24 protein-coding genes are annotated in these 23,604 nt (G+C 67.2%); 9 read left to right on the top strand and 15 right to left on the bottom strand.

Going from position 1 to position 23,604, the window contains the following annotated elements; all coding sequences use genetic code 11:
* Positions 1-53 precede the first annotated feature (53 nt).
* The 9 genes from VN11_RS14420 to VN11_RS14460 form a co-directional block, all read right to left on the bottom strand.
* Entirely contained in the window at positions 54-1,643 is a 1,590-nt protein-coding gene (locus VN11_RS14420; protein ID WP_053450252.1) for an alkaline phosphatase D family protein, read from the bottom strand.
* Complete coding sequence (locus VN11_RS14425; RefSeq protein ID WP_053450253.1) at positions 1,643-3,886, bottom strand: TonB-dependent receptor family protein; 2,244 nt, start codon at positions 3,884-3,886, stop codon at positions 1,643-1,645. The genes VN11_RS14420 and VN11_RS14425 overlap by 1 nt, the downstream gene beginning before the upstream one ends.
* Before the next feature lie 174 nt (positions 3,887-4,060).
* On the bottom strand, positions 4,061-5,491 hold the full coding sequence (locus VN11_RS14430; protein ID WP_005410278.1) for a replicative DNA helicase: 1,431 nt from the start codon (positions 5,489-5,491) through the stop codon (positions 4,061-4,063).
* Positions 5,492-5,704: 213 nt separating this feature from the next.
* Positions 5,705-6,265, bottom strand: a complete 561-nt coding sequence (locus VN11_RS14435) for an NADPH-dependent FMN reductase (RefSeq protein ID WP_053450254.1) — start codon at positions 6,263-6,265, stop codon at positions 5,705-5,707.
* Positions 6,266-6,331: 66 nt separating this feature from the next.
* A complete protein-coding gene (gene asnB, locus VN11_RS14440) occupies positions 6,332-8,275 on the bottom strand; it encodes an asparagine synthase (glutamine-hydrolyzing) (protein ID WP_053450255.1) in 1,944 nt (647 codons plus the stop codon).
* 3 nt (positions 8,276-8,278) lie between these two features.
* Complete coding sequence (locus VN11_RS14445; protein WP_053450256.1) at positions 8,279-10,558, bottom strand: transketolase C-terminal domain-containing protein; 2,280 nt, start codon at positions 10,556-10,558, stop codon at positions 8,279-8,281.
* 62 nt (positions 10,559-10,620) lie between these two features.
* Positions 10,621-11,277, bottom strand: a complete 657-nt coding sequence (locus VN11_RS14450; RefSeq protein WP_053451350.1) for a glutathione S-transferase family protein — start codon at positions 11,275-11,277, stop codon at positions 10,621-10,623.
* A 176-nt stretch (positions 11,278-11,453) separates the two neighbouring features.
* Positions 11,454-11,996 carry a GNAT family N-acetyltransferase gene (locus VN11_RS14455; protein WP_053450257.1) on the bottom strand — a complete coding sequence of 181 codons (543 nt, stop codon included), beginning with the start codon at positions 11,994-11,996 and terminating at the stop codon, positions 11,454-11,456.
* Positions 11,997-12,127: 131 nt separating this feature from the next.
* Positions 12,128-12,973 (bottom strand): glycine zipper 2TM domain-containing protein, encoded by an 846-nt coding sequence (locus VN11_RS14460; protein ID WP_053451351.1) that lies wholly within the window; start codon positions 12,971-12,973, stop codon positions 12,128-12,130.
* A 163-nt stretch (positions 12,974-13,136) separates the two neighbouring features.
* On the opposite strand from VN11_RS14460, the gene VN11_RS14465 reads away from it, so the two are divergent.
* On the top strand, positions 13,137-13,352 hold the full coding sequence (locus VN11_RS14465; protein ID WP_040007412.1) for a DUF6116 family protein: 216 nt from the start codon (positions 13,137-13,139) through the stop codon (positions 13,350-13,352).
* Positions 13,349-14,122, top strand: coding sequence for a TatD family hydrolase (locus VN11_RS14470; protein WP_053450258.1), 774 nt, complete (start codon positions 13,349-13,351; stop codon positions 14,120-14,122). Before VN11_RS14465 ends, VN11_RS14470 begins: the two co-directional genes overlap by 4 nt.
* Positions 14,123-14,196: 74 nt before the next feature.
* On the opposite strand, the gene VN11_RS14475 is transcribed toward VN11_RS14470, so the two are convergent.
* Entirely contained in the window at positions 14,197-15,024 is an 828-nt protein-coding gene (locus VN11_RS14475) for a tRNA threonylcarbamoyladenosine dehydratase (protein WP_053450259.1), read from the bottom strand.
* A gap of 80 nt (positions 15,025-15,104) precedes the next feature.
* Between VN11_RS14475 and VN11_RS14480 the strand changes: the two genes are divergently transcribed.
* On the top strand, positions 15,105-15,539 hold the full coding sequence (locus tag VN11_RS14480) for a cytochrome c (RefSeq protein WP_053450260.1): 435 nt from the start codon (positions 15,105-15,107) through the stop codon (positions 15,537-15,539).
* Between the two features lie 135 nt (positions 15,540-15,674).
* Positions 15,675-16,169 (top strand): glycine zipper 2TM domain-containing protein, encoded by a 495-nt coding sequence (locus VN11_RS14485; RefSeq protein ID WP_010486804.1) that lies wholly within the window; start codon positions 15,675-15,677, stop codon positions 16,167-16,169.
* A gap of 73 nt (positions 16,170-16,242) precedes the next feature.
* Here VN11_RS14485 and VN11_RS14490 read toward each other — a convergent pair whose 3' ends face one another.
* Positions 16,243-16,452 carry a cold-shock protein gene (locus VN11_RS14490; RefSeq protein ID WP_005410290.1) on the bottom strand — a complete coding sequence of 70 codons (210 nt, stop codon included), beginning with the start codon at positions 16,450-16,452 and terminating at the stop codon, positions 16,243-16,245.
* Between the two features lie 236 nt (positions 16,453-16,688).
* Here VN11_RS14490 and VN11_RS14495 point away from each other — a divergent pair, with 236 nt between their 5' ends.
* From VN11_RS14495 to arsC, 3 genes are all read left to right on the top strand, one after another.
* Positions 16,689-17,174, top strand: a complete 486-nt coding sequence (locus VN11_RS14495) for a DUF456 domain-containing protein (RefSeq protein WP_053450261.1) — start codon at positions 16,689-16,691, stop codon at positions 17,172-17,174.
* Between the two features lie 118 nt (positions 17,175-17,292).
* Positions 17,293-18,447 carry a phospholipase A gene (locus VN11_RS14500; protein ID WP_053450262.1) on the top strand — a complete coding sequence of 385 codons (1,155 nt, stop codon included), beginning with the start codon at positions 17,293-17,295 and terminating at the stop codon, positions 18,445-18,447.
* Entirely contained in the window at positions 18,447-18,788 is a 342-nt protein-coding gene (arsC, locus tag VN11_RS14505; protein WP_053450263.1) for an arsenate reductase (glutaredoxin), read from the top strand. The genes VN11_RS14500 and arsC overlap by 1 nt, the downstream gene beginning before the upstream one ends.
* A 73-nt stretch (positions 18,789-18,861) precedes the next feature.
* Here the strand turns inward: arsC and VN11_RS14510 are convergent, their stop codons facing one another.
* From VN11_RS14510 to VN11_RS14525, 4 genes are all read right to left on the bottom strand, one after another.
* Positions 18,862-19,497: a glutathione S-transferase family protein gene (locus tag VN11_RS14510; RefSeq protein WP_053450264.1), complete on the bottom strand. Its 636-nt coding sequence runs from the start codon at positions 19,495-19,497 to the stop codon at positions 18,862-18,864.
* Between the two features lie 57 nt (positions 19,498-19,554).
* A complete protein-coding gene (locus tag VN11_RS14515) occupies positions 19,555-19,890 on the bottom strand; it encodes a hypothetical protein (protein ID WP_053450265.1) in 336 nt (111 codons plus the stop codon).
* 75 nt (positions 19,891-19,965) lie between these two features.
* Entirely contained in the window at positions 19,966-20,361 is a 396-nt protein-coding gene (locus VN11_RS14520) for a hypothetical protein (RefSeq protein WP_053450266.1), read from the bottom strand.
* A 116-nt stretch (positions 20,362-20,477) separates the two neighbouring features.
* A complete protein-coding gene (locus tag VN11_RS14525) occupies positions 20,478-21,995 on the bottom strand; it encodes a fumarate hydratase (protein WP_008268808.1) in 1,518 nt (505 codons plus the stop codon).
* 118 nt (positions 21,996-22,113) lie between these two features.
* Here VN11_RS14525 and VN11_RS14530 point away from each other — a divergent pair, with 118 nt between their 5' ends.
* Together VN11_RS14530 and VN11_RS14535 are read left to right on the top strand one after the other, a co-directional pair.
* Entirely contained in the window at positions 22,114-23,010 is an 897-nt protein-coding gene (locus VN11_RS14530) for an RNA polymerase sigma-70 factor (RefSeq protein ID WP_053450267.1), read from the top strand.
* A gap of 36 nt (positions 23,011-23,046) precedes the next feature.
* Positions 23,047-23,496 (top strand): carboxymuconolactone decarboxylase family protein, encoded by a 450-nt coding sequence (locus VN11_RS14535; RefSeq protein WP_014037799.1) that lies wholly within the window; start codon positions 23,047-23,049, stop codon positions 23,494-23,496.
* Positions 23,497-23,604: the final 108 nt, after the last annotated feature.

Genomic DNA, 23,604 nt, shown 5'->3' on the forward strand with positions numbered 1-23,604 from the left:
GAAACCGGTGGTTCATGGGGTTGCCGGCCAGCGGCCGGCACTACCGAACGGATTCACACCGGCAGTGCACCCGGGCGGCCATGGGTCACCTGGAAGCGGGCGGCCGTGCGTACCGGCGCATCCGCACGCAGCACGCTGTCGGCGAAGCGCAGCTCGGCGTCCACGGTCTGCCGGGTCAGCTGCAGCTTCCACCAGCCACGGCGATCACCATCGAAATAGCGGATATGCGGGTTCTGCGGAATCGACGGGCCGTAGTACGGGCCATAGGGCGTATCGTCGCCGCCGCTGCTGATCGCCGGGGCGATGAACTCGGTGGCCAGCACCGGGGCATCGGCCGTGTCGAAATCCAGCTTCAGGTCGTTGACGAAGGTGGAATGCCAGTCGCCACCGAGCACGATGGCGTTGCCCTGCCCGCCGGCCTGCAGCGCCTGCAGCAAGCGTTTGCGTGCAGCGGGATAGCCATCCCAGGCGTCGTTCCAGAAACGTTCGCGCGGCGTGCCGCCGTCCAGCCGCAGCTGCGCCATCAGCAGCTGCTGCACCACCACGTTCCAGCGCGTGCCCTGCGCGGCGGCCATCGACTGCGCGAACCACGCTTCCTGGCCCGCACCGAGCATGCTCATGCGCGGGTCCAGCGCGGCATCACAGCGTGGTGACTCGCCGACGCCACAGGGATTGGCCGGGCGGAATTGCCTACAGTCGAGCAGGGTCAGCTGTGCCAGATCGCCATAGCGCAGGCGACGGTGCACGCGCAGGCCGCCATTGCCGGTCGGCGCGCTGCGCATCGGCAGGTGTTCGTAGAACGCACGGTAGGCCGCGGCGCGACGCACGATGAAGTCCTCGATCGACACGCCGGGCTTTTCCGGGTGGATGCCGGAGTAGTCGTTCTGCACTTCATGGTCGTCCCAGATCACCGCGAACGCGTGTGCGGCATGCGCGGCCTGCAGGTCGGGGTCAAGCTTGTACAGCGCGTACTGGTCACGGTAGCGCTCCAGGCTGACCGTCTCGCCGCTGAAGCGCTCGGCATCCAGGGTGCGCCCGCGTGCGTTCTGCAGCGGGCTGTATTCGTACAGGTAGTCACCGGCATGCAGCACCAGGTCGACATCGCTCTGTGCGATATCGCGCAGCACCGGATAGTAGCCACTGTTCCAGGCCTGGCAGGTGCACAGCGCCAGCCGCAGCTGCTGCAGTTGCGTGTCCAGCAGCGGCGCGGTGCGGAAGTGGCCGACCGCGCTTTCCTCATCGCCATCGCAGGCGAATCGATAGTAATAGTCGCGGCCCGGGCGCAGGCCATTGACCTCCACGTGCACCGAATGGGCCAGCTCCGGCACCGCGGCGGCAACGCCACGCTGCACCAGCCGGCGCATGCCCGGGTCTTCAGCCACGAACCAGCGCACCGGCACCGCCCGCGACGGCATGCCGCCGCCGTTGAGCGGGTCCGGGGCCAACCGCGTCCACAGCACCGCCCCCTGTGGATCCGGATCACCGGCGGCGACACCGAGGGTGAACGGATCACGCCCCAGCCGCGGCCGTGGGCCGGCCGTAGCCAACCCCGGCATCGCCGCCAGCGCGATCGCCGCCCCCGTGCCCTGCCACGCCATGCGCAGCAGGCGACGACGGCTTTCCGGATCGACAGGCCCGCGCATCAGAAGCGCACGGTTGCGGTGGCCATCACCTGCCGCGGCGCGCCGACCTGCATGGTCGCCAGGCTGCGGGTCGGGTCGGCGGCGTAGGTGCCGTTGGTGTTGATCGACGACAGGTAGCGCTTGTCGGTGAGGTTGGTCAGGTTCAACGCCACGGTCAGGTTCTGCGCTGGGCCGAGCTGGCCGAAGTCATAGGCCACCGAGGCGTTGACCAGCCAGTAGCTCGGCACCGACACATCGTTGGTGTAGGTCACGTAGCGCTTGCCGACATGGTTGGCCGACAGGCGCATGTCCCACGGGCCCGGGGTCCACGCCAGGGTGCTGGCGAACATCCATTCCGGGGTGTCGACGGTCTTCTTGCCGCGGGTCGGCACCACGCCGTTGTTCACGTAGTCGTTGTCGTAGGTGCTGTCATTCCACGACAGCGCGTTGGACCAGGCCAGATCCTGCATCGGCTTCAGCTGCAGGGTCGCCTCGGCGCCGCGGCTGGTCACCGAACCCACGTTCGAGAACAGCGCCGGGCAGCCGAGGATGCCCACGCATTGGGCGATCGCCAGCAGGCGGTTGTCGAACTTCACGTCATACACCGCGACCGAGGCTTCATAGCCCTGGCCGTAGCCACGCCAGCCCAGCTCCAGCGTGCGCGACTGCTCCGGCTTCAGGTTCTGCGCGCTGGCATCGAACGCGGCCTGCGGCACGTTGAACGGGCTGCCCACGCCCAGCGCATAGGCCGCGATGTTCTTGGCAAACGAACCGAAGATCTCGTTGCCTTCGTTGAGCTTGAAGTTGAAGCCGGCCTGCGGCAGGAAGCCCTTCTTTGCGGTCAGGCTGCTGTTGTTGGCATAGCTGCCCAGCGGCGTGCGCACGCTGGTGCGGGTGTGCGGCGACTTCGCACCGATGTCGATGGTCAGGCGGTCATCGAACAGGCGGAAGCGGTCCTGCACATAGAACTGGCGGGTGATGGTGGTGTAGCGCTGGTGCCACACGCGCTGGTCCGGATTGCGCAGGAAGAAGTCGTCGGTGACCGGGCCGTCGATGTAGTAGAAGTTGCGCTGCACGCTGTGGCCGTTGTCCTCGTACCAGAGGCCGGCCTCGAGTTCGTGGCCGCCGACATTCCAGGTGAATGCCGAAGTCACGCCAGTGCGGTCGATCGCGTATTCGGTGGTGCGGATCGAGATCGGGATCTCGCGGCTGGTACCCGGATTGGACGGATTGGACGGGCTGAACCAGTGGCCCTGGCCACGGTTGCTGTGGTTGTAGACGTTGACCTTCAGCCGCATCGATTCGTTCAGGCCGAAATCGCCGGCGATGCTGGACAGGTCATCGTTGCGCAGTCCATGGCCGGAGTAATACGCATCCCACGGGCTGTTGACGCCGCCGCTGAATGTGCCACGTGCGGCGGCGACCGCGCGATCCCAATCCGGCGCGTAGTTGTCCCAGTCCCAGCCGAGGCGATCGATCATCTCCAGCGACAGGTCCTGGTAGTCCGCTTCGACGCGCCGCGAGACGTTGAACAACGCGGTGATCTTGCTGTCCGTACCGAAGTTGTAGATCGCCTTGCTGTTGAACTGCTTCAGCTCCTGCGAGCCCTTGCCCTTCCACTTGTCGCCTTCTGAGTACACACCGGACAGGTAGGCGGCAAAGCCCTGGTGCTCACCGGTCTCCAGGCGCGCATAACTGCGGCGTGCACTGTCGCTGCCGAAGCCCTGCGCCAGCACCACGCCATATTCGGTGGACGGATCGATCGAATAGAACTGGAACACGCCACCGAGGTTGCTGGTGGACGGGGTACCCAGCGCGCCGATACCGGTGGAGACTTCGGCACCGCCGAGGTTCTCGCTGATCACTGCGCGGCTGATGTGCAGGCCGTTGCTGTTGCCATAGGCCATGTTGCCCAGCGGAATGCCATCGAGGGTATAGCCCAGGCGGTTCTGGTTGAAGCCGCGCAGGCTGATGGTGGTGGACCATTCGTAGGCGCCGGTAGCATCGGCCGATTCGAAATGCACGCCCGGCTTGGTCGCGAGCAGCTTCAGCGGATTGGCGCCGGGCGGCAGCACCTTCATGTCCTCGGCAGTCATGCGCTGCACCTGGCGGGCTTCGCCGCGGCCGATCACCGAGATCGAATCGAGCGTGGTGGCCGACTGCGCGTCGGTGGCGGGAGCGGTTTCAGCGGCGGCCAGCGACGGCAGCGAAGCACAGACCAGCAGGGCCAGCAGGTTGCGGCGAAGCGGAGCGTGGGACGGCATGGGGGCGGATTCCTTGGGCACGCTGGACGCCGAAGGGCGGCGTCGAAAGGGCAGCAGCGGCGGAATCGTAGAAGCGGCGCGTTACATGTCATTTACACGCCACGTACGGAAGTTTGGCGTTGCGGATGGTCTGCAGGCCGTGGGGCGGTTGCCGGCCAGCGGCCGGCACTGCGGTTATTCGAACGAACCGACCGAGTCGTGGGCCAGGTTGTCGAAACGCGTGTACTCGCCGAAGAACTTCAGCTTGCACGAGCCGGTCGGGCCACCACGGTGCTTGCCGATGATGATCTCGGCCAGGCCCTTGTCCGGCGAGTTTTCCTTGTTGTAGTAGTCGTCGCGGTAGATGAACACGATCATGTCCGCGTCCTGCTCGATTGCGCCCGATTCGCGAAGGTCGGCCATCACCGGGCGCTTGTCTGTACGCGTTTCCAGCGAGCGGTTGAGCTGGGACAGCGCAATCACCGGCACGTGCAGTTCCTTGGCCAGGCCCTTCAGCGAACGCGAGATTTCCGAAATTTCGGTCGCGCGGTTTTCGCTGTTGCCGGGCACGCTCATCAGCTGCAGGTAGTCGATCACCACCAGGCCCAGGTCGTGCTCGCGCTTGAGCCGGCGGCACTTGGAACGCAGCACTTCCGGCGACACGCCCGGCGTATCGTCGATGAAGATCTTGGTTTCCTTCAGCATCTTGATCGCACTGGTGACGCGGCTCCAGTCCTCGTCTTCCAGCTGGCCGGTACGCAGGCGCTGTGCGTTGATGCGGCCGTTGGAGGAAATCAGGCGCATCGCCAGCTGCGAGGCCGACATTTCCATCGAGAACACCGCCACGCCCTTCTTCGACTTGATCGCCGCGTACTCGGCGATGTTCAGCGCGAAGGTGGTCTTGCCCATGGCCGGGCGCGCGGCGAGGATGATCAGGTCGGTCGGCTGCAGGCCGGCGGTCATCGCATCGAAGTCGTTGTAGCCGGTCGGCAGGCCGGTGATGTTGCCGCCGTTCTCGAAGCGGTTGCGCAGTTCCTCGAACGCGTCCTTCAGGGCGCCGGGCATCGCCACGAAATCGGTACGGCCACGTGCGCCCTGCTCGGCGATGGCGAACACGCTCTTTTCCGCCGACGCCAGCAGCTCGCTGCTGTCACGGCCCTCGGGCTGGAAACCGTCGTTGACGATGTCGGTACCGACCTGGATCAGCTGCCGCAGCACCGCCTTGTCACGCACGATCTCGGCGTAGGCCACGATGTTGGCCGCCGACGGCGTAGTGCTGGCCAGCTCGATCAGGTAGGCGCCGTCGCCGACCAGCTCCAGCTTGCCCTGCGATTCGAACCACTCGCCCAGGGTGACCGCGTCGAACGGCCGTTCGCGCTCGGACAGCTCACGGATCGCGCGGTAGATCATCTGGTGATCGCGGCGGTAGAAATCGCCTTCGGTCAGCTGGTCGTTGACCCGGTCATACGCCTCCGGCGCCAGCATCAGGCCACCCAGCACCGCCTGCTCGGCCTCCACCGAATGCGGCGGTACCCGCAGCTGATCGATGCGCGATTCATCGCGATCACGATCAAAACCATCGCCGCGCTCTCTGCGGTTGGAACGGAAGCCGGAACGGGCGGACATGCTGCGGTGTTTCCTGCAAAAGTGGACCAGACGAGTGTAGGCATGCGCCGACCCCGGCGGCCATGGACAAGCCTGTGGATAAGCCGTGGAGAAACGGGGGATATCCGCCGGTGCCTGGCCAGACTGGCGTGGGGGCGTCGCGCTGCCTGCGACGGGTGCCATTGCGGCACCCGAGCAGGCCATTATCGCAGATGGGGGCGACCGCCGCTGGCGTCAATCGCCCTTGACGTGCACCGCGATCAGCGACAGGAACCGGTCCACGTAGCCCTGCAGGAATTTCTGCGTGCCCTCGTTGTGGACCGTGCCGTCGGCATCGATCAGGCCGTCCTTGAAGTGGATGAACGCCTCGGGCTGGCCGAGCACGTGCATGTCGAGGAAGGCCAGGCTGTTGCGCAGGTGCTGCTGGGCCACGGCGGTGCCGATCTGGCCGATGGAGGCGCCGATCACCGCCGCCGGCTTGCCGGCAAACGCACTGTCACCATACGGTCGCGAGCCGATGTCGATGGCGTTCTTCAGCACGCCCGGCACCGACCGGTTGTATTCCGGGGTCACGAACAGCACCGCGTCGGCGGCGCGGACCTGGTCCTTCAGCCGCGTGCCCTGCGGCGGATAGTGTCCATCGAAGTCCTGGTCATACAGCGGCAGGTCGCCGATCTGCACGTACTGGAAGCGTGCTCGCTGGCCGGCGATCTTCTCCAGCGCATGGGCCAGCTTGCGGTTGCAGGAGTCCTTGCGCAGGCTGCCGACGAACACGGCGATGGTGGGGATGGACATCGGGACATACTCCTCACGGTGCGGGACGCCCAGCCTAGTCGCCGGCCCCGTGCGCCCCGGTGAAGATCAGCGGCCGGTCACGCCCGCCCGCACCTGCCGCCAATGCGCCTGCCAGGCCTGGAACATCAGCACGTTCCACAGGTGGGTATGCCACTTGCGCTGCCCGCCGAGGAACTGCTGCCACAGCGGCTGCACCGCCGCCGCCGACAGCACGCCTTCGCGTTCCAATCGAGCCGGCTGCAGCAGATCCTCGGCCCACGGCCGCAGGTCGCCCTTCAGCCAATCGCTGACCGGCGCACCGAAACCGCGCTTGGGCCGGTGCACCATCGACTGCGGCACGTAGCGGCCAAGAACACGCTTGAGCAGCACCTTGCTGGTGGTTTCACTGCGCTTGAAGCCCAGCGGCAGCGACCACGCGAACTCGGCCACGCGCCAGTCCAGCAACGGCGCGCGCGCTTCCAGGCTGACCGCCATCGAGGTGCGGTCGACCTTGCACAGCAGGTCATCCGGCAGGTAGGTCACGTAATCGGCCAGCATCATCGCGTCGGCCGGCGTGCCGGCGCCGTGCAGCGGGTCGGCCAGGTCGTAGAAGCTGCCCGCCGCCTGCGCCCCCGGTACCGCTGCGGCCGGGTCGCGCCAGCGCGAGATGCGGTTGCGGTACACATCGCCGATACCGCGCGCACCGGACTCGGCCAGCAGTGCGGCCAGGCCGCCCGTGCGCGAGGCCTCGCCCTGCTGCTGCGAACGCGCGCCCATCCAGCGCCGCAGCGGCCCCGGCACGCGGCCCAGCATCTGCCAGTTGCGCAGCGCGCGCACATAACGGGTGTAGCCGAAGAACAGTTCATCGCCGCCGTCACCGGACAGCGCCACCGTTACGCCCTGCCGGGCCAGGCGCGCGACCAGCGCGGTCGGCACCTGCGAGGCATCGGCGAAGGGCTCGTCGAACATCGTCGGCAACTGCGGCACTACCGCCAGCGCGTCGGCACCGCTGACATACAACTCGGTGTGGTCGCAGCCCAGGTGCGTCGCCAGCTCCCTGGCCAGCGGCGCCTCGTCGTGGCCCGAACCGGTGAAACCGATGCTGAAGCTGTGCACCGGCTGCCCGCTCTGGGCCTGCATCAGCGCCGCCACCAGCGACGAATCGGTGCCGCCGGACAGGAACACGCCTACCGGAACGTCGGCCACCATGCGCAGCGCCACCGCATCGCGAAGCAGGCCATCCAGCTGTTCCTCGGCCTCTTCGATACGACCCTGGAACGGCGCCGCCAACGCCGCCTGCATGCGCGCGCGCGCATCCCAGAAAGGACGTTGCGCCTGTTCCGGGCGGTGCGCGGCCGCACCGGCCGCCACGGTCGCTGCATCCAGCCGCAGCAGTCGGCCCGGCATCAGCTTGTAGCAGCGCTGGTGGATGCTGTGCGGCGCCGGGATGTAGTCCAGCCGCAGCAGCAGGGTCAGCGCATCGCGGTCGATGTCGTTGTCGAACGCCGGATGCTGCCACAGCGCCTTCAGTTCGGAACCGAACACCAGCGTGTCGCCGGCCCAGCCGTAGTACAGCGGCTTCTTGCCGACACGGTCGCGGGCCAGCCACAGGCACTGTTCCTGCCGGTCCCACAGGGCGATCGCGAACATGCCGTTGCAACGCTGCAGGGTGTCTTCAAAGCCCCACTGCAGGATCGCTGCCAGCAGGACTTCGGTGTCGGAGTGGCCGCGGAAGGCGTGGCCCAGCGGTTCCAGCTCGGCGCGCAGCGCGGCGAAGTTGTAGACCTCGCCGTTGTAGGCCATCACATAGCGACCGTCGGCCGAGGCCATCGGCTGGTGGCCCAGCGGGGACAGGTCGAGAATGCTCAGGCGGCGGTGCGCCAGCGCGATGCCGGCCCCGGCATCGACCCAGCGGCCACCATCATCCGGCCCGCGGTGGTGCAGTGCCTCGCCCATGGCCAGCACCTGCGCCTGCAGCACCTCGGCCGACGCCACCGGCGCCGGCAACAACATTCCCGCCAATCCACACATGCATCAGGGTTCCTGCGCCAGTTCAAGGGCGGCGCCAATCACTGCATTGTCGCTTGGAAGCCCGAACATTGCTGCCCCCGCCAGCGGGGTATAGGTATCGGCACCGCAGACCCGGCGCAGCGGCAGGTGGCCGAAGCCGGCCTCGACCAGCGCGGTGACCACGCCCTCGCCCACCCCGCCGCTGTGCCGCCCCTCGTCCAGCACCAGCACCCGCCGGGCACTGGCGGCCTGTGTGGCGATGAAGGCGGCATCCAGTGGCACCAGCCAGCGCAGGTCGACCACCCGCACCTGCCAGCCCAGCTGCTGCTCGATCGCGCGCGCCGCACGCAGCGCCATCGGCACGCCGTTGCCATAGGTGAAGACCACCAGGTCCCCGGCGTCGGCGGCGTAGACCCGGCCCTCGCCCGGCACCAGCGCCTGGCCCTGCGCCGGGTAGTCGAACAACCACTGGCCATCGCCCGCTTCGTGCAGGTCCTTGCTCATGTACAGCGCGATCGGCTCAAGGAACACGGCCACCCGCCCATCCACCCGCGCCAGCGCGGCCAGCGTGCGCAGCATCATCACCGCATCGTCGCCGCGCGACGGGCAACCGACCACCAGGCCGGGGATGTCGCGCAGCGCGGTGATCGAGTTGTCGTTGTGGAAATGGCCACCGAAGCCCTTCTGGTAGCCCAGCCCGGCCACCCGCACCAGCATCGGGTTGCGGAACTGGTCGTTGGAGAAGAACTGCAGCGAGCAGGCTTCGCCGCGCACCTGGTCGATGGCGTTGTGCAGATAGGCCAGGTACTGGATTTCCGGGATCGGCAGCATGCCCATGTTGGCCAGGCCCTGGGCCATGCCCAGGATCATGGTCTCGTCCAGCAGGGTGTTGAACACCCGGCGCGGGCCGAACCGGCGCAGCAGGTCCTTGCTGACCGTATACACCCCGCCTTTCTGCGCTACGTCCTCACCGAACAGCAGGCTCTGCGGGTACTTGGCCAGCAGTTCCTGCAGGCCGTGGTTGATCTGGATCGCCAGATGCCGCGGTGCCTGCCGCTCCGGCAGCGCCTCGGCACCGCCGTACAGGGCCTCGCGCGCTTCGTCGGCAACCTCACGCCGGGCCTCGGCCAGCACCGCCGCCGGCGTGTACGGCGCCAGTGGCGCCATCACGTCCTGCAGCGACTGCAGCTTCGGGCGGCCTTCGGCCTCGGCGGCGGCGGCCATGCAGCGCGCACGCATGGTCTCGTAGGCCACCTCGATGGCGGCGGCATCCATCCAGCCCGACTCCATCGCGATCTGCGCCGAGCGCAGCAACGGGTCCTGTGCCTCGGCCGCGCACAGCTCCGGCAACGCGCGCCATTCCACTTCAAAATCGGTGCCGGCATGGCCCATCAGGCGCGTGGTGCGCAGGTGCAGGAAGGTCGGCCGCCGGGTACGCCGGCAGTGCTCCACTGCGGCCTGCACCTGGGCGTGGCCGACCGCCAGATCCAGGCCATCGGCGAAGAAATAATCCAGCCCGGGCTGGCGGCTGAAGCGCTCGGCAATCCAGCCGTCCGGCGTCTTCACCGAGATGCCCAGCCCGTTGTCCTCGCAGACGAACAGGACCGGTGCCGGCAGCTTCTGGTAGGCCGACCACATCGCCGTGTTGAACGCGGTCTGCGCCGTGGCATGGTTGGCCGAGGCATCACCGAACGAGCACAGCACGATGCTGTCGGCCGGGATCGGCAGCGGCTGCCCCAGCCGCTTGCCACTCTCGATGGCCAGCGCGGTCCCCAGCGCCTTGGGCAGGTGCGAGGCGATCGTCGAGGTCTGCGGCAGCACCCACAACGGCTTGCTGCCCCACACCTTGTGGCGCCCGCCGCTGGCCGGATCATCGGCGCTGGCGGCGAAGGACAGCGCGGCATCACGCAACGGATCGATGCCCGGCACCTGCCGCGAACGCTCGGCCATGAAGGCGCCGGAACGATAGTGCAGGAACGCCGGATCGGTATGCCGGCTGGCGCGTGCCAGCAGCGCGTTGCCCTCATGGCCGGAGGAGCCGATGGTGTAGAAAACCTTGTTCTGCACACGCAGCACGCGTGCCATCAGGTCCAGCTGGCGGCTGGCCAGCTGCGAGTCGAACAGGTCGGCAAAGGCCGCGGCGGTGAGCGTGCTGCCAGGCAGTATCGGTGCATCCGGTGCCGGCCGCTGGCGTGGGGTACCGCGCCAGCCACGTACCGCATCGAGGAAATTGGCGTCGCACACGTCGGCGCGGTTGAGCACGCGCATGCGCGCGGGAATCGGATCTGGAACCACAGCAAACATCGAACACCCTCCGTGTCGTTGTTGCGTTCCGCCGGGCGTGGCCCGGCGCTACCCTGTGGAACTCACGCGGCGTCGAAGCGTGCACGCACCTCGGCGGTCACCGCCGGCATCGGCAGGAAGCGCGGTTGCCCACGCACGCGCTGCAGCCAGGCGCGCACCTCGGGGAACGGCGCCAGGTCGATGCCGCCCTCGCCTGCCACGTCGGTGTAGGCGAACAGCGCGATGTCGGCGATGCCGTACTCGCTGCCGGTGAACCAGGGGGCCTGGCGCAGGTGCTGCTCCATCACCGCCAGTGCGGTGGCGGCACGCTCGTGCAGCCTCGGCAGTTCAGCGCGGCGTGGCGAATCGGGGGCCGTCCAGCCACGGATGAAGCGCGCCACCGCCACGCACGGCTCATGCGTGTACTGCTCGAAGAACATCCAGCTCAACGCCTGCGCGCGCTCCCAGCCGTCGCTGGGCAGGTACGGCGTGCCTTCGGCCAGCCAGAACAGGATCGCATTGGACTCGGTCAGCACGCGGCCGTCGTCACGGACGATCAGCGGCACCTTGGCATTCGGGTTCAGTGCAAGGAATTCAGCGGTGTGGGTCTGGCCATGGGCACTGTCCACTTCCACCCAGCGGTAGCGGCTGCCGAGCTGCTCCAGCAGCAGGCGTACCTTGTGGCAATTGCCCGAGACCGACATGCCATGCACCGTCAACGGGACGCGCTCTTCCACCATCGCCTGCTCCATCGGATCCGGCCGGCGGCCGGCTGCGTGCAGTCTGGCAAGCGCGCCGATGATTGCCAAGCGCGGGTGCAGCATGCCCACACGGTAGCGCCGGCCGCTGGCCGGCATCCTCGATGCAGCAGGATCCAAGCGATTGCCGGCCAGCGGCCGGCACTACCAGGCAACGCTCAGCGCGCGCGCTTCCTCCACTGCTCGCGTGACTGGCCCCAGATCTGCATCGGCTTGTCGTTGTACGGCGGCGGCAGCTCCCCCATGCGCAGCAGCGTGCTGCCGAGCTTGCGCGCGACCGCCCGCGAGTTGTCGTTGTTCTCGGCAATGGTGTGGATCACCTCGTCCCAGCCCAGCGTATCGAAGGCCCAGTCGATCGCCGCAACTGCCGCTTCCGGCGCATAGCCCCGGCCCCAGCTGGCATGACGGATGCCCCAGCCAACCTCGGTACCGGGCCAGTCCTGCGGTTGCCAGGGCCCCATCCGCCCGATCCATTCGCCGCTCGATTTCTCGATCACGCTGAACATCGAGAAGCCGAACAGCTGCCAGGCGCCGGCCAGGCTGCAGAAGCCGCGCCAGGCCACAGAAGGCGGCTGCACGCCGCCCAGGGTTCGCATCGTTTCCTCGTCGGCGCAGAACGCCAGGTAGGCTTCGTAATCCTCGCGCAGCAGGGGGCGCAGGACCAGCCGCTCGGTTTCCAGGCGCAGGTCGAAGATGCTCATGCCGACTCCATGTCGTGGGAAGGGGCGACCATGATGGTCGATCCCTGACCCGACGGGATGAATTCCGGCCCGAAAAACGAAACGGGCCGGCATGGCGCCGGCCCGTTGCCTACTGCATGTTGCGCCTGGGCTTACTGGCGCGTGGCTGCGGCAGTGGCACCCGCGGCTGCGGTCTGCGTGACCAGCTGGCCATCGACCACCGGCAGGCGATCGCTGGCCGGCTTGTTGTCCATGCGCACGGTCTTCTCGGCGCCGTCATAGCGATAGGTCACGTTGTAGCCCTTGACCACATCGGTGTTGCCCATGGCAATGCGGTTACCCGGCTTGCTGGCCATGCGCATGGTACCGGTGGTGCCGTCCTCGTTGCGGTAGGTCACGTTGTAACCGGTAACGCGGCTCGACTCGGAGGTGGCAGTCTCGGTGTGGCACTGGCGCTCGGTGCGGTTGACCACGCGGCCACCCACGTGGCGCTTGTCGATCTGGTTGCCGATGAAGCCACCGGCCACCGCGCCGGCCGCGGTTGCGGCCTTCTTGCCGTTGCCGCCGCCGACCTGGTTGCCGAGCAGGCCACCAACCACCGCGCCGACCACGGTACCGCCGACGTTGCCGTCACGCTCCGGCAGGCGCTCCTGCACGGTCACGTCCTGGCAGACTTCGTGCGGGGTCTGGGTGGTGGAGGTCTCGCGGACCGGATCGGTACCGATCACGGTGGCATAGGCCTTCTGCTTCTCGGTGATCGGGTCGACCTTCAGCACGTCGGCGTACTCCAGGCCGCGCGGCGCCGACGGGTCTAGCTTGTCACCACGCGCACCGTCGTCAATGGCATTGCCATCGGCCAGGCGCGATTCGGCATTGGGGGTTCCGGCGCTGATGGAATCGGGCGACGTGTCGCCACTCTTCATGAAGGCGGCGGTGGCGATGCCACCGACCAGCAGCGCGCCCGCTGCGACCAGGACAGTTGTAGTTGTGCTTTTCATGACCTGCTCCTTGCGGACCATCCGCAACGTTCTCGGGCCAGATTGCAGCATGGGCTGCCTGAACGGAATCTCCACATTTCCTGCTCATTGCTGTAACCCATTCAGCATCGGGAAATGCTGGGCCCGTGGTAGCGTTTGCATGTTACCCACGAGGATTCCCGCCATGGCCAACGCGATGCTGCTGCCGGTACTGCAATGGGCGCGCCGGCTGCGCTACCCCACCCTGTTCAAGCTCACGGCCGGCCTGTTCGTGCTGACCTTGTTCATTCCCGACCCGATCCCGTTCGTCGACGAGCTGGTACTGGGCTTCGGCACGCTGCTGCTGGCCAACTGGAAAAGCCGCAACGCCACCCCGCCGCCGCCGCTGGAACAGCGTTGAGTCTGCTGGTCGACAGCCACTGCCATCTGGACGCCAGCGCCTTCGACGATGACCGCGCTGCGGTGATCGATCGTGCGCAGGCCGCGGGCGTGCGCCAGCAGGTCGTGCCCGCGGTGACCGCCGCCAGCTGGCCAACGCTGCGCGAGGTCTGCCGGCAGGCGCCGGGGCTGTACCCGGCCTACGGCCTGCACCCGATGTTCCTGGCCGAGCACCAGCCCGGGCACCTGCCGCTGCTGCGCGAGTGGATCGAACGCGAACGCCCCTGCGCGATCGGCGAATGCGGCCTGGATTTCTTCGTTGAGGGGCTGGATGCCGAGGCGCAGCAGGCCTATTTCATTGGCCAGCTGGAGCTGGCCCGCGAGTTCGATCTTCCGGTGATCGTGCATGCGCGGCGCGCGGTGGACGCGGTGATTGCCGCGATCCGCCGCATCGGTGGCCTGCGCGGCGTGGTGCACAGCTTTTCCGGCAGCCCGGAACAGGCCGCGCAGCTGCACAGGCAGGGTTTCCTGCTGGGCCTGGGCGGCCCGCTGACCTACGATCGCGCGCAGCGCCTGCAGCGACTGGTCCGTCAGATGCCGCTGGAGCAGCTGCTGCTGGAGACCGATGCGCCGGACCAGCCTGATGCCGGCATCCGCGGCCAGCGCAACGAACCGGCACGGCTGGCCGTCATCGCCCGCCATGTGGCGGCGTTGCGTGGAATGGAACTGGATGCGGTGGCACAGGCCACCACCGGAAATGCGCAGCGGTTGTTCGCGCTGCCGGCGATTTAACGGTGCCGGCCGCTGGCCGGCATCCGCACTGATTCAATCATTCGGGCGCTGCCGGCCAGCGGCCGCCACTACCGTCACGCGTCGGCATGGGCCTCGACCACTTCGGCCTTCACCTTCTTCGGTTCCAGCAGCATTTCCAGCGCCTTGCCGACCGCGGCGAAGGCGAACGCGCCGGTGATGTGCGTCGCGGCGCCCAGGCCTGCGCCGCAGTCCAGCTTCAGTGCCGCATCGGCGCCCAGGTTCGGGCGGATGCCGCACACGCTGCCATCGGCCTGCGGGTACTTCACGTTTTCCAATGAATACACCGCCGGCACGCCGAAGTAGCGCTTTGCATTCTTCGGGAAATTGAATTCGCTGCGCAGCTTCTTGCGGATCAGCGCCAGCATCGCATCGTGCTCGGTGCGCGAAACATCACGGATGCGCACCAGGGTCGGATCGGTGCGGCCGCCGGCAGCGCCCACCGTCAGCAGCGGCAGCTTGCGGCGGCGGCACCAGGCGATGGTTTCGACCTTGACCCGGAAGCTGTCGCAGGCGTCGATCACCAGATCGAAACCACGATCCAGCAGTTCGGCCATGTTGGAGACGGTCAGGAAGGCCTGCACGGCCTCGGCTTCGATGTCCGGATTGATCGCGCGGCAGCGCTCGGCCATCGCCTCGGCCTTGTTGCGGCCATAGTTGCCTTCCATCGCCGGCAGCTGCCGGTTGGTGTTGGACACGCAGATGTCATCGGCGTCGATCAGGGTCAGGTGGCCGATCGCCGAACGGGCCAGCGCCTCCACCACCCATGAGCCGACACCGCCCATGCCCACCACCGCCACGCGGCTGCCCTGCAGGCGCTCGAGCGCACCCACGCCATACAGCCGTTCGATGCCGGCGAAGCGTTGTTTGACCTGTTCGTTCATCGGGCTATTTTAACGTGCAGGTGCCGGCGCCTGCAGCGCGCCGGCATCGAACCCACCGTTGCACGCCCGGAGAGCCCGCCATGAACGCCAGCCCGCCCCGTCGCCTGAGCACCGCCCATCGCTACCTGTTCGTACTGTGCCTGGGCCTGCTGATCGGCCTGATCGCAACGGTGATGGTCGGACGCGCCCTGCAGGCCCGCCGCGACCCGTTCCCGAACAGCCTGATGCAGGTCATGCAGCGGCAGTCGCAGCTGCTGCAGCAGGCCCAGCAGCAGAACCGCTGCAGCCTGGCCGACAGCGTGCCGCGGCTGCAGGCCATTCGCCTGCTGTCCAACGATCTGGACCTGGCTTTTCCCGGGCTGAAGGACAGTGCGCAGTTCCAGCAGCACGCCAGCCGGCTGCGCGGCAATCTCAACGCGGCGCTGGCTGCGCCGGCCAGCGACTGCACGGCCCTGGCCCGGGTGGTGGATACGCTGCAGGCCGATTGCCGCGCCTGCCACCAGGACTTCCGCTGAGCGCATTCATCCTGCAGCCGGGCAATGCACGCGCGGTTGGCGCCTTGTTCACGTTCGAAAGGGGACGATTCGTCCACCCTGCTGCATGACGCAGTACCACCCAACGCACCCGCCTTCACGGCCAGGAGACGCCCCATGAAGATCCAGCTCATCGCCGCCAGCGCCATCGCTACCCTCGCCCTGGCTGGCTGTGCCACCTCGCCCGGCTACGGCGGCGGTGGTTACAACAATGGCTACAACAATGGCGGCTATGGCAACAACGGCGGCTACAACCAGGGCCGCTGCGCCGACTGCGGCATCGTCACCCGCATCAACACCGTGCAGTCCGGCCGCACCGCGCCCAGCGCCACCGGCGCGATCCTCGGCGGCATCGTCGGTGCCGTGGCCGGCCACGAAATCTCCGACCACACCGGTGGCAGCCGCGGCAACAAGAACATCGCGGCTGCCGCAGGCGCAGTGGGTGGCGCGCTGGCCGGCAACCAGATCCAGAAGAACGTCACCAGCGACACCTACGACATCAGCGTGCGCATGGACGATGGCCGCACTATCGTGGTCAACCAGCGTGACCTCGGCGGCATCCGCGAGAACACCTACGTGCGCGTGGTCAACGGCAAGGTCATCCTGCGCTGACCTGCCCCGGGCCGATGGCAAGGAAAAAGGCCCGCTTGCGCGGGCCTTTTTCATGTGACGTTGTACAGCGCGATCAGGTCGGCTGCACGGCGTCGGCCTGCAGGCCCTTCTGGCCCTGCACGACGGTGAAGGTGACCTTCTGGCCTTCCTTCAGGCTCTTGAAGCCCTGGGTCTGGATGGCGCGGAAGTGCACGAACACGTCTTCGCCGTTTTCACGGCTGATGAAGCCGAAGCCCTTTGCATCGTTGAACCACTTGACGGTACCGGTCTCGCGATCAGACATCTCACTAACTCCCTGGTGACTCTCTCTTGTTGTTGGAAACGCCTGTTGGGCGGCTGACAAGCAAGGGGGAAGCGAGGTGCATCGATGCAGCGGATCGGGAAGATCTTGCTTCATCAGGCCACGATCCACGGTGACCTTGCCAAGCTCAGCGACTGCAACTTAACCCGCCCAAAACGAAAAAGCAACTGGCAAAATCTTTCACTGTCAACCCCAAATCGACCACCATACGGGACAGCATGGGACTCTCATTCATCTTATATCTGCTAGCGGTCATTTTTGTCCTTGTCGGCATCGCCGGAATCATCCTTCCAGCCCTTCCCGGCATCCCGCTGGTGTTCATCGGACTGCTGCTGGCGGCCTGGGCTGATGGCTTCGTCCATGTCGGCTGGCCGACCCTGGTCGTACTGGGCGTGCTGACCCTGCTCTCGCTGCTGGTGGACGTGCTGGCCACCGTGGTCGGTGCGCAGCGGGTCGGGGCCAGCCGAAAGGCGCTCTGGGGCACTTTCGTCGGCAGCATCGTCGGCCTGTTCTTCATGCCCATCGGCCTGTTCGCCGGGCCGCTGGTCGGTGCCCTGCTTGGCGAGTACTGGCACACCCGCGAGCTGGGACGCTCGACCAGAGTCGGCCTCGCCACCTGGCTCGGCATCCTGCTCGGCCTGGCGCTGAAGCTGGCGGTGGTGATCGCCATGCTGGGCCTGTTCGCCTTCGCCTGGTTCCTGTGACGGCGCTGCCTTCACGCCCTGCGCACGCGGTGGCCGTGCATAAATCGTTGGGGCTGGCCGCGATCCGGTGCAGCCGCCACACTGTGCGATCCCCGTATTCACCGAAGGGCCTGTTGGAATGACCCTCCCCCCGCTGCTTCCCCGCCTTGCGCCGCTGGCGCTGGCCCTGGCCAGTGCACCGCTGGCGGCGCAGGAGTTCGTGCCCAGCACCGACACCTCGCCCGCTGCCTGCGCGGCCATCACCACCGATGCGGCCCGCCTGGCCTGCTATGACCGCCTGTTCGCGCATACCCCGCAGGCCACCGCGGCTGCCGATGCTGCCGCAGAGGCCGCCGCGCAGGCGCGCCGCGAAGAGCGGCAGACCGCGCGGGTGAGCCAGGGCGAGGAGAAACTGCGCGAACGCGTGAGCGACCTGTTCCGCCCGGCGGCAGCGGACAGTGCGCTGGCCAACGCCGGCCGCGGCTCGCTGCTGGACAGCCGCTGGGAGCTGGCCGAAGACTCCAAGCTCGGCCCGTTCCAGCTGCGGGCCTACAAGCCGGTGTACCTGCTGCCCGCGTTCTGGACCAGCGACCGCAACACCACGCCGCATTCGCCGAACCCGGCCAACACGGTCACCACGCCGCAGGTGCTGGACAGTGCCGAACTGAAGTTCCAGATCAGCTTCAAGACCAAGGTTGCCGAGAACCTGTTCGGCGACAACGGCGACATCTGGGCCGGCTATACCCAGAGCTCGCGCTGGCAGGCGTACAACGGCGAGGATTCGCGCCCGTTCCGCGAAACCAACTACGAACCCGAAGTGATGATGGTGTTCCGCAACGGCTATTCGATCGGTGGCTGGCGCGGGCGCATGACCGGCATCGCGCTGAACCACCAGTCCAACGGCCGCGCCGATCCGCTGTCACGCAGCTGGAACCGGGTGATGCTGAACATCGGCCTGGACCGCGAGAACTGGGCACTGGTGCTGCGCCCGTGGTACCGCATTCCGGAGACCCGCAGCGACGACAACAACCCGGACATCGAGGACTACATGGGCCGCGGCGACGCGACCCTGATCTGGAACCGCAACGGCCACGAGGTCGCGCTGATGGCGCGCCATTCGCTGCGCACCGGCAGCCGCTCGCATGGCGCGCTGCAGCTGGATTACGGCTTCCCGATCAGCAACCTGCTGCGCGGTCATGTGCAGATCTTCGATGGCTACGGCGAAAGCCTGATCGACTACAACCACAAGGCCACCTATGTCGGCGTGGGCGTGTCCCTGCTGGAGTGGTTCTGATGGACGTGACGATCTGGCACAACCCGGCCTGCAGTAATTCACGCGGCGCATTGAAGCTGATCCGCGATGCCGGCTTCGACCCGGTGGTGGTCGAGTACCTGGGCAATCCGCCCGATGTGGCCGCGCTGCGCGAGGTGCTGGCCGATTCCGGATTGAGCGCGCGTGAACTGGTGCGCAGCAAGGAAGCGCAGTTCGCCGAACTCGGCCTGGAACAAGCCGACGATGCCACCCTGCTCGCTGCAATGGCCGAGCACCCGCGGTTGATCAACCGGCCGGTGGTGCGCACGCCCAAGGGCACGCGGCTGTGCCGCCCTCCGGAAACGGTGCTGCAGATCCTGTAACCCGAAAAAGGGGACGGAGGGAATTAAGTCGTTTGTGCACAAGCGACTTAATTCCCTCCGTCCCCTTTTTCGGTTACAGCCAGTCGGTGATGCCTTCGCGGCGATAGACTTCGGCGAACGCCGGACGCGTCTTCATCGAGGTGGCGTGCGCCTTGAGCGTCGGCCAGGTGTCACTGGGCGTGGGCATGTTGCGCGACCAGCGCATCAGCATCACCAGCATGTAGTCGACCACGCAAGGCGTTGCCCCCAACAGATAGGGACCGTGCCCCTGCAGGTGCGTGGCCACCTGCTGCCAGGCCGCTTCCAGGCGCAGCCGTGCCATCTCGCGGCTGGCCCGCACATGGGCCTCGCCGGCCACTTCGTGCGGATAGAACCAGGCCCGATAGGCCGGCTGCAGCGTATTGGCGCACCAGAACATCCAGCGGTAGGCGTCGCCGCGCTGGGGCGTACCCACCGCAGGCAGCAGGCCGGCGTCCGGATGGCGGTCAGCCAGGTACAGCGCGATCGCCGCCGCCTCGGTCAGTATCAGGCCATCAATCATCAGCGTCGGCACCACACCGGCCGGATTCAGCGCCAGGTAGTCCGCCGCCTTGTGCTCGCGCGCGTCGAAATCCAGCAGCACCAGTTCGTGCTCGATGCCCAGCTCGATCAACAGCCAGTGCACGACCAGCGCGGCGGTACTGGTCGAACCATACAGCGTGGTGCCCATGCGGCGGATCCTGTGCGGTTGGATCGGCCGATTATGCGCCCCTGCGCGGGCCGTTGCTCAGCCGCAGCTGCTCATGCAGGTATCCCGCTGTTCACCACAGGACATCATCGGCGCGCGCATCGTACAGTCGTGCGCCTTCAGCTCGCAGGCACGGCGCAGTTCAGGGTTGGCGACGTCCTTGCAGCGCTTGTCCGGCGCGGGTACCACCTGCTGTTCGCAGCTGAACGCACTGTTGCCGGTCCTGTCCTGCGCCATGCAACTGCGATAGCTGGCCTGGCACTGCATGCGGCACTGCGCGGAGGCGGAGAAATCCGCACCTTCATAGGATGGCGCTGTGCTGCAGCCGGCCAGGACCAGCAGGAACACAGCCGCTACGGATCGATGCAGGCGCATGGGCACATCCAGTGCAGGGGCAGGCCGACCCTGGCAGACCACGGTTGCTCGTGCAGGCATCGATGCGCGCCCCGCTCAGTACACGGGAACACCGGTGTCGGTGCGGACTTCATTCACGGTGCCGCCACAGGAGAGCAGGCACTGGGCGTACGGAGCATTGCATGAAGGAAGTGCCGGGGAACCGCAGTAGTTGCCGGCACCGTTGCCCCCTTCGCAGTTGTGCCGCTGCTTGTCGTCGGCGATACCACTGCAACGGCTGATGACCCGGCTCTTCTCGCTTTCGCAGCTCCGCTGGTCCGACTCGGCACGGGCGCGGTTGTGGAAGTCGCACGTTGCCTTCTGGCTCTCGCAGACCGACGCGCAGATCCTCCCAGCTTCATGGGTTGGCGGCTCGACGAAGTAACGCGGACCACAGGCACTGCACGCCAGCGCAGCGATCAGCAAGACGAAAACACGCGAACACTGCAGCACGATGGACTCCCTTCCAATGCATCAGACAGCACGTTAACAGAGCAGGCCATCCACGGGCAGGCTGCATGCAACAACGGCGCCACAAGGGCGCCGTTGTCCAGACTGGAACGGGAGGCTTACTCCACCACCACCGGAATCTTGCCGATGCGGGCCTGCCACTCGCGCGGGCCGGTCTTGTGCACCGACTCGCCGGTGGAATCGACGGCGACGGTCACCGGCATGTCCTGCACGGTGAACTCGTAGATCGCTTCCATGCCCAGGTCGGCGAAGCCGACCACCTTGGCCGCCTTGATCGCCTTGGACACCAGGTAGGCCGAACCACCGACGGCCATCAGGTAGGCCGACTTGTTGTCACGGATCGCTTCGATCGCGGCCGGGCCGCGCTCGGCCTTGCCGACCATGCCCAGCAGGCCGGTCTGCTCCAGCACCTGGCGGGTGAACTTGTCCATGCGGGTGGCGGTGGTCGGGCCGGCCGGGCCTACCACTTCGTCGCGCACCGGATCGACCGGACCGACGTAGTAGATGAAGCGGCCCTTCAGGTCGACCGGCAGCTGCTCGCCCTTGTTGAGCATGTCGACCATGCGCTTGTGCGCGGCGTCGCGGCCGGTCAGCAGCTTGCCGTTGAGCAGCAGGGTCTGGCCCGGCTTCCAGCTGGCCACGTCTTCCGGCGTGATCGTGTCCAGGTCCACGCGGGTGCCCTTGGACGCGTCATAAGTCAGCTTCGGCCAGTCTTCCAGCGACGGCGGGTCCAGCATCACCGGGCCGCTGCCGTCCAGGGTGAAGTGCGCATGGCGGGTGGCCGCGCAGTTCGGGATCATCGCCACCGGCAGGTTGGCCGCGTGGGTCGGGTAATCGTTGATCTTGATGTCGAGCACGGTGGTCAGGCCACCCAGGCCCTGTGCGCCGATGCCCAGCGCGTTGACCTTCTCGTACAGCTCCAGGCGCAGCTCTTCGATGCGGTTGGACGCACCCCGGGCCTGCAGCTCGGTGATGTCGATCGGCTCCATCAGTGCTTCCTTGGCCAGCAGCATCGCCTTTTCAGCGGTGCCACCGATGCCGATGCCCAGCATGCCCGGCGGGCACCAGCCGGCGCCCATGGTCGGCACGGTCTTCAGCACCCAGTCGACGATGGAGTCGGACGGGTTGAGCATGGCGAACTTGGTCTTGGCTTCCGAACCACCGCCCTTGGCGGCGACGATCACGTCGACCGTGTTGCCCGGCACCACCTTGACGTTGACCACGCCCGGGGTGTTGTCCTTGGTGTTGATGCGCTTGCCGGCCGGATCAGCCAGCACCGAGGCGCGCAGCTTGTTGTCCGGGTGCATGTAGGCGCGGCGCACGCCTTCATTGGCCATGTCTTCCACGCCCATGGTGGCGTCGTCCCAGCGCACGTCCATGCCGATTTCCAGGAACACGGTGACGATACCGGTGTCCTGGCAGATCGGACGGTGGCCTTCGGCGCACATCCGCGAATTGATCAGGATCTGGGCCATCGCCTCCTTCGCGGCCGGCGACTCCTCGCGCTCGTAGGCGGCGGCAAGGTTCTTGATGTAGTCGACCGGGTGGTAGTACGAGATGTACTGCAGCGCGTCGGCGATGGACTGGATGAGGTCTTCCTGCTTGATCGATGTCACGACTTGCTCGCTTGCTGGAGGCTGGCGGGGGTAATCCGCCCATTTTACCCCCTCTGCCACCGGGGGTGCCGTTGTACATTCGTGTCACGTCCCTGACCGCCGCGGCGTCCTTGCCCATATGAACGCCGAAACCGCCTTCCAGACCCACCGTCCGCGCCTGATGGCCCTGGCCTACCGCCTGCTCGGCAGCCGCGCCGACGCCGAGGATGTGGTCCAGGACGCCTGGCTGCGCTGGTCGGGCGCCGACCCGGCCAGCGTCCGCGACGCCGAGGCCTGGCTGGTCACCGCCACCACCCGGCTCGGCCTGGACCGGCTGCGCGCGGCCAAGCGCGAGCGCGTGCACTACGTCGGGCCGTGGCTGGCTGAACCGCTGGCGGTCACGCTGGAGCCGGACCCGGCGCCCGGCCCGGCCCAGCTGCGTGCGTTTGCCGATGATGTTTCGGTGGCCTTCCTGACCCTGCTCGAGCAGCTCGGCCCCGAGGAGCGCGCTGCGTTCCTGCTGAAGGAGGCCTTCGATCACGATTACCGCGAGATCGCCGACCTGATCGGCCACAGCGAGGCCAACTGCCGGCAGCTGGTGCACCGCGCGAGGCAACGCCTGCAGGCCGGGCGACCGCGCTTCAATGCCGACCCCAGCCAGCACCGGCAGCTGCTGGCGCGCTTCATGGACGCCTCCCAGCGCGGCGACAGCGAGGCGATCCAGGCCCTGCTGCACGCCAACGCACTGCTGGTTTCCGACGGCGGCGGCGTGGTCACCGCAGCGGTGCGCCCGCTGCTGGGCGCCGAACGCATCGGCCGCCTGTTCTGGGCCATCGCCCGCCGCGGCGCGGCACATCCGGCACGGCTGGGCTACGTCAACGGCGAACCGGCGATCCTGCGCTTCATCGGTGACCGCCTGCATTCGGTCACCACCATCGAAGTGGTCGACGGCCGCATCGCCCAGGTGTACAGCGTGCTGAATCCGGAAAAGCTGCCAGGGGTTGTCACGCACGGGGACGCCGCGGCGTCCTTGTAATGAAAGGCGGCCATCGTGGCCGCCATGGAGCCCACGATGTCCGACCACGCCTCTCCCCGCGTCCCTTACACCCGCCTGGCCGCCGAAGCCTTCAAGGGCCTGCTGGCCACCAGCAAGGCGGTGCATGAAAGCTCGATCGATCCGACCCTGATGGAACTGCTGTTCCTGCGCGTGTCGCAGCTCAACGGCTGCGGCTACTGCATGGACATGCACGGCACTGCGCTGCGCAAGGGCGGCATCGAGCCGCGCAAGCTCGATACCCTGCCGGCGTGGCACGAAAGCCGCTTCTTCGATGCCCGCGAGCGTGCCGCGCTGGGCTGGGCCGAGGCGCTGACCCGGTTGACCGATGGGGCGCCATCGCAGGCGGCGTTCGATGCGCTGGCACCGCACTTCGATGAGAAGGGCATCAGCGACCTGAGCATGGGGATCGCGGTGATCAATGCCTGGAACCGGCTGGGCGCGGGTCTGCTGCCGCCGCTGCCGTAACAGGGAGTTCTGCTGGCCGGGCTGCGCCCGGCACCGGCAGAGGCAACAGCCAGAGCAGCGTCAAAAGCTGGTTTCCCGAGGAATGACGGGGTGGATCAGGCCACAGGG

Source organism: Stenotrophomonas maltophilia, assembly GCF_001274595.1.
Taxonomy (GTDB): domain Bacteria; phylum Pseudomonadota; class Gammaproteobacteria; order Xanthomonadales; family Xanthomonadaceae; genus Stenotrophomonas; species Stenotrophomonas forensis.